4 protein-coding genes are annotated in these 6,687 nt (G+C 63.5%); all 4 read left to right on the forward strand.

Translation table 11 applies throughout. From position 1 onward, the window contains the following. Positions 1 to 247: 247 nt before the first annotated feature. The 4 genes from FJ319_14160 to FJ319_14175 all read left to right on the forward strand — a co-directional run bounded on the left by FJ319_14160 (position 248) and on the right by FJ319_14175 (position 6,146). A complete protein-coding gene (locus FJ319_14160) occupies positions 248 to 688 on the forward strand; it encodes an Lrp/AsnC family transcriptional regulator (protein ID MBM3935409.1) in 441 nt (146 codons plus the stop codon). Between the two features lie 31 nt (positions 689 to 719). Continuing rightward, on the forward strand, positions 720 to 2,393 hold the full coding sequence (locus FJ319_14165; protein ID MBM3935410.1) for an amidohydrolase: 1,674 nt from the start codon (positions 720 to 722) through the stop codon (positions 2,391 to 2,393). A 157-nt stretch (positions 2,394 to 2,550) separates the two neighbouring features. Then, positions 2,551 to 4,362 (forward strand): aspartate--tRNA ligase, encoded by a 1,812-nt coding sequence (gene aspS / locus FJ319_14170; protein MBM3935411.1) that lies wholly within the window; start codon positions 2,551 to 2,553, stop codon positions 4,360 to 4,362. Between the two features lie 197 nt (positions 4,363 to 4,559). Further along, positions 4,560 to 6,146: a D-aminoacylase gene (locus FJ319_14175; protein MBM3935412.1), complete on the forward strand. Its 1,587-nt coding sequence runs from the start codon at positions 4,560 to 4,562 to the stop codon at positions 6,144 to 6,146. Positions 6,147 to 6,687 lie beyond the last annotated feature (541 nt).

Genomic DNA, 6,687 nt, shown 5'->3' on the forward strand with positions numbered 1-6,687 from the left:
CGCTCGCTGACACCCATCAGCTCAGCGGCCTTACTTGCCTCGCAACGCCCCTCCAGAACAAGGTTCAGTATCTGTGCTCTCTTCGCTTCTCGCTCGGTCAAATGTAGTCCTCTCATGGACTGACATACTCACTGAGCAGTTACCTACTGACAATATCACTGAGCAAAGACAATCCAAGTATGCGCGAATTGACACATTTCGTCATTACAAGTACAGTTGAAACTGTACATCGTTAAAGGAAGAGGGTATGGACAAACTAGACAGCAAGATCATCGATATACTCAAGAAGGATGGACGCGCCTCCAACGCGGGCATCGCCCGCGAGGTTGGCGTTAGCGAGGGCACGGTGCGGCGCCGCCTCAAACGGCTGGTGCAGGAGGAGTACATCCAGGTCGTCGCGATACCCGACCCATCCAAGATGGGACTGGACTCCCGCGCGCTCGTCGGCATCCAGGTAGACCCGGACAAGTTCGACATGGTGGCCGACAAGGTCATGCAGCTTCCCGAAGTGAACTGGGTTGCCGTGACCACCGGCTCATTCGACGTCTTCGCATGGGTAACTCTTGAGAACGCGGAGGCGCTCGGCGTCTTTCTGCGCTCCAAGATCGGCACAATCCCCGGCGTCCGCCGCACCGAGACGTTCGTGAACCTCGGCAACAAGAAGCGCGGCAGCGGTGTGGTCATCTAGTAGTCGGAAGTTGGCAGTTAGAAGTTGGTAGTTGGCTCAGAGCGATAGCGCCCCGCATGCCGGGGCGCTCTCGTTTCGCTTTCAATGTGGACCGGTCCAGGAGCGCCCGAAAGTGACCGCCGACAGGCGCGCTGACACAATCCTCACGACCGCAAATGTGATCACGGTGGATACCGGCGTCCCCCGCGATCCTGCCGTCGCTGTCCGCGACGGCAGGATCGCCGCCGTCGGCAGCGCGGCTGATGCGCTTGCCCTCCGTGGCCCCGGCACGCAGGTACTCGATCTCGCCGACGCCACCGTCCTGCCCGGGTTCATCGACGCGCACATCCATCCGATCGCGGCCGGCGTCCTCCACGCCACCGCGGCTGACTGCGACCTCCCTTCCATCGCGGCCGTCCTGAATGCGCTCCGCACCCACGCGGCGGCGCGCCCCGCCGCTCACTGGGTGCAGGGATTCAAGTTCGACGACACCAAGACCGCCGAGCGCCGCTTCCTCACACGCACGGATCTCGACTCCGTCAGCGCTGACCGCCCCGTCTTCGTCTCCCACCGCGCCGGCCACGTCTACTTCGCGAATTCGAGAGCGCTCGAGCTAGTCGGCTACACTGAGGACTCGCCTGACCCGCCTGGCGGACGGTTGGGCCGGGACCCCGCCACGGGCAGGCTCAACAGCGTCCTGTATGAGCGCGCACGCGATCCCATAAAGCGCTACCTGCCCGCTGAATCGGACGAAACGAGGCGCGCCGGCCTGCGCCTCATGCAGCGCCGCCTGGCCGCCGCCGGCATAACGAGCGCCCACGACGTCATGGCCACCGCCGGCTACCTCGATGCATACAGGAATGCTCGGGACTCCGGCGATCTTACCCTTCGTGTCTACTGCATCATGCACCGTGACCATATGGCCGCGCTCCCAGACGCGCGCGGCCGCGCCGGCCACGGGGATGACTGGGTCCGCACCGGCGCCGTCAAGCTCGTATCGGACGGCGCAATTGCCGCGCGCACGGCGTACGTGTCGGAGTCGTACGCCGGTACCGACGACCACGGCATCCTGGCCATGTCCCCTGAAGAGACGCTGGAGTGGGTTACCAAAATCCACCGCGCCGGCCCGCAGGTCTGCACACACGCCAACGGCGACCGCGCCATCAAAATCGTCCTGGACGCGTACGAGAAGGCGCAGGCCGCCTTCCCTCGGCCCGATCCCCGCTTCCGCATCGAGCACTGCACTATCGTCGATTCTGAAATCCTCCGGCGCATGAAATCGCTCGGCGCCATCGCGACCCCGTTCTGCACATACGTCCACCACCACGGCGAGAAGATGCGCTTCTTCGGCGCGGAGCGCCTGGAGAGGATGTTCGCCCATCGGAGCTTCCTTGACTACGGGACCGTCTCCACCGGAGCATCCGACTACCCTCCCGGCCCTTACGAGCCCCTCATAGGCATCCAGAGCTGCGTCACGCGCACGGACAGTGAAGGCAATCTCTGGGGTCCCTCGCAGCGCATCACGGTGGAGGAAGCCATCCGCATCTACACCCTCCACGGCGCTTTTGCCTCAGTCGAAGAGCGCCTCAAAGGCTCCATTACGCCCGGCAAACTGGCCGACCTCGTGGTGCTCGCAACCGATCCAACTCTCGCAGACCCCTCCACCATCAAGGACATCCCGGTCCTGCGAACAATTGTCGGCGGCAAAACTGTCTACGAAGCCTGAGCCCGCCCTGTCTCCCACTTCATACTTCATAATTCATCCTTCTCTCCGTACCCTGTACTCCGTACCCACTCTTAATCTATAATCTTCCGGATATCGTCTAATAGCGTTTGCCGGAACGGCGCGTTCGCCGCTCGGCCGACATCACATGGAGTACGACTTGCTAAAATCGACCAATTGCGGAGATGTCCGCAAAGAGCACGTAGGGCAGACCGTAAAGCTTGCGGGCTGGATAGACCGCCGCCGCGACCACGGCAACCTGATTTTCACCGACCTCCGGGACCGCTCCGGCATAGTCCAGGTGGTCTTTAACCCGGAGCTCACTCCGGACGCGCACAAGACCGCAGAGAAGGTCCGCAGCGAGTGGGTCGTCCAGGTCACCGGCAAGGTCAACCCGCGCCCTGCCGGCACCGAGAACAAAAACCTGCCTACCGGTGAAGTCGAAATCGTCGCCGAGAGCGTGACGATTCTGAACGAGGCCAAGACGCCTCCCTTCTACATCAGCAGCTCCAGCGGCGCGGACACCGAGGACGTGGACGAGATACTTCGCATGAAGTACCGCTTCCTTGACCTGCGCCGCACCAAGATGCGCGAAATGCTCATAACGCGCCACAAGGTCATCGCCTACATCCGCTCGTTCCTGGACAAGAAGGGCTTCCTTGAGGTCGAGACGCCGATCCTCATCAAGAGCACTCCCGAGGGCGCGCGCGACTACCTCGTCCCTGCCCGCCTGTACCCCGGCACGTTCTACGCGCTGCCGCAGTCGCCGCAGCAGCTCAAGCAGCTGCTGATGGTCGCGGGCGTGGAAAAGTACTTCCAGATCGCCCGCTGCTTCCGCGACGAGGATCCCCGCGCGGACCGCCAGCCGGAGTTCACGCAGCTCGACCTGGAGATGAGCTTCGTCGACCAGGACGACATCCTGAACCTGACCGAGGAGCTGTTCGCGACGATGGTCGAGACACTCTTCCCGACCAAGAAGATCCTGAAGCCGTTCCCGCGCCTCAAGTACGCGGACATCATGCGGGACTACAGCTCGGACAAGCCCGACCTGCGCAACCCGATCAAGATGGCGAGCTTCGTGGACCTCGTCGGCCAGACCGACTTCCAGGTATTCAAGAACGTCGCGGAGAAGGGCGGCATCATCAAGGGCTTCGCGGCTCCCGGCATCGCCAACTTGCCGCGCAAGCAGCTCGACGAGCTGGTGGACACTGCCAAGGCGAAGGGCGCCCAGGGCCTGGTGTACATCGCGCTCACCGGCGAGAAGAAGCCTATCGACTTCATCACCGAGGACCAGATCAAGTCGCCGGTGGCGAAGTTCCTGCCGCTCAAGGTCGTCGAGGAGATGGCGAAGCGGACGGGCGCAAACGTCGGCGACCTCATCATGATCATCGCCGGGCCGAACAAGAAGGCCACCCACCTGGCGCTCAACGCGATGCGCAACGAGATGGGCAAGCGTCTCAAGCTCATCGACCCGGACCTCTTCGCGCTGGCGTTCGTCGTGGACATCCCGCTCTTCGACTGGAACGAGGAGGAGAACAAGTGGGACGCCGCACACCACGCCTTCACGACGCCGCGGCCTGAGGACATCCCGTACGTGGAGAGCGACCCCGCCCGCGTCATCGCGCGCAGCTACGACATGATCTGCAACGGCTTCGAAATGGCGAGTGGCAGTATCAGAATCCACCGCCGCGACCTCCAGGAGCAGGTCTTCAAGGTCCTCGGCTACAGCCAGGAGCAGGTGCGCGAGCGCTTCAGCCAGCTCCTGGACGCGTTCGACTACGGCGCTCCGCCCCACGGCGGCATCGCGCCGGGCATCGACCGCCTGGTGATGGTGATGACCGGCACGGAGAACATCCGAGACGTCATCGCCTTCCCCAAGACGCAGATGGGCATAGACCCGCTCTTCGGCGCGCCCGGCGTTGTCGAGGACAAGCAGCTCAAGGAGCTCCACATCAAGCTCGCCCTGGAGTAAGACAGAAAGCCGAAGACCCCCTCTCTGTATCCCTCCCGTGGGGGAGAGGAAAGCTGGGAAGCGCCGGCGGGCGGTCCCATTTCTGGCCCCGAAGGGGCCTCCGGTCTTCTCTTCCCCCCACGGGGGAAGAATACAAGGAGGGGGTCTTCAGCCCCCCATAACCCGGAGTCTACCGCGTATTCGAAAGAGGTAATATCGTGTTCGACTTCATAATCACCGGCGGCACTGTTGTTGACGGCACCGGCGCTCCCGGCTACCGCGCAGACGTTGGCATTACCGGCGAGAAGATTACCGCCATCGGCGACCTCTCGCAGGCGGCAGCGAAGCGGATCATCAACGCGAACGGCCTGACCGTCTCCCCAGGCTTCATCGACACGCACACCCACTCCGACGCCGCGCTACTGATCGATCCTCAGCACCCGGAGGGCCTCCGGCAGGGCATCACCACCGAGCTACTCGGCCAGGACGGCCTCTCATACGCTCCCCTGTCGCCGGAGAACTACAGGGCCTATAGCCGCTACCTGAGCGGAATCCTTGGCACGCCGCCGCCGGACCTCGATATGAGCAGCGTCGCTGCCTTCCGCTCGCACTATCACAAGAAGTGCGCAATCAACGTCGCCTACCCTATCTCCCACGGCGCCGTAAGGCTCGAGACCTGCGGATTCGCCGACATCCCAATGACCGGCGAACGGATGGAGAAGGCGAAACGCCTCATCCGCGAGGGCATGGAGCAGGGCGCAATCGGCCTGGCGACGGGCATGTCTTACCACCCTCAGGCGTGGAGCGACACCGCCGAGCTTATCGAGCTTTGCAAGGTCATCGCTGAGTATGGCGGCGTCTACCAGACCCACCTGCGGGATGTGAACACAGACCGCGCATTCGGCGGCGGCGGCATCCCGGAGGCGCTCGAGATCGGCCGCCGCTCCGGCGTGAAAGTGCACTTCTCCCACCACCGCACGAGCGCTGCGAACGCCGGCAAGGTCAAGGAGCGGCTGGAGCTGATCGTGAAGGCGCAGGCCGAGGGCGTGGACTGCACGATGGAGCTCTACCCCTACCCAACAGGCAGCACGTTCCCCCTCAGCTTCCTGCCCAGCTACGCCCACGAGGGCGGCCCGGACGGCATCCGCAAGCGCCTCGCGAACCCCGTTGAACGCAAGAAATTGGCGGACTACCTGACCAACCAGACGCACCGGTATGTTCCTGAGGCCGTCCTCTCATACCTGCCCAACAAAAACACCGCGCTTGAAGGCATGAGCATGCCGAAGGTAGTGGAGATGCGCGGCGGCATTTCCAGCGGCGAGGCGCTGCTGCAGATCCTGGAGGAAGAGGACTTCGAAGTCGGCTATTGGGGTACGCCTCCCGACGATATTAAGGTCTGGCGACAGCTCAGCCGCGACTTCGTCGAGTTCCTGTCCCGTCCGGACTACATGGTCGGCAGCGACTCCATTCACTTCGGCAGCACGCCGCATCCGAGGGGCTGGGGCACGTTCCCGCGCTTCCTCGGCCGGCTGCGCCGCCAGTTCAACACCATCAGCCTCGAGCAGATGGTCCAGCGCGTCACCGACAACCCAGCCCGCCGCTTCGGCCTCAAGAGCCGCGGCCGCATTGAGAAAGGCTACTTCGCGGACATCGTCGTCTTCGACGCAGACCGCATGATAGACACGGCGACGTACGACGACGCGAAGCAATATCCCGTCGGCATCCCGTTCGTCCTCGTCAACGGCCAGGTCGCCGTCGACAATGAGCGCTGCACGGGCGTCTACGCCGGCCAAGCGGTGCCGTAGGGACCGGCCCTTGGCCGGGTTTGCACCGTGCCTTTGTATCTCCCTCTCAGGGGGAGATGTCCCGATGCCCCATCGGGACAGAGACGGTGACCGGGTGGCGTGGCAGGTGTCTCGTCCCCGTACGGGCGGCTCCCCGTGGCCGCCCCAGGGGGGGTTGGGGACTGGGGGTCCCAGTTTCCTCGTAGGGGCAATCCCACCGTGGTTGCCCCGGTGTGGGGACCGGCCTTATTGGCGAGGTCTCTCGATCCAACAGCCGGGTAGGCACAGGGACCTACCCCTACGTTCGGAAGGGCGGGAGCCGGGGCAGAACAGCCATTAGCCCTCACCCTACGGACAAGGCCCCGTAGGCCTCTCCCTCGGGGAGAGGAAGAAGCAGAACAGCCGACACCCACTCCGTCGCCCAAAGCGGCGACACCTCTCCCTCGGGAGACCTTTGCGTTACCTCGGGAGGAGAGGGTTTTGGACGAGCCTCTTCAAATTGATGTCATGTTCGGGCGAATTTTTAGCCCCGGCATCCGCCGTCAGGCATGTTTCGAAGCCG

It is taken from the genome of SAR202 cluster bacterium (assembly GCA_016872355.1).
Taxonomy (GTDB): Bacteria; Chloroflexota; Dehalococcoidia; order Lucifugimonadales; family VGZY01; genus VGZY01.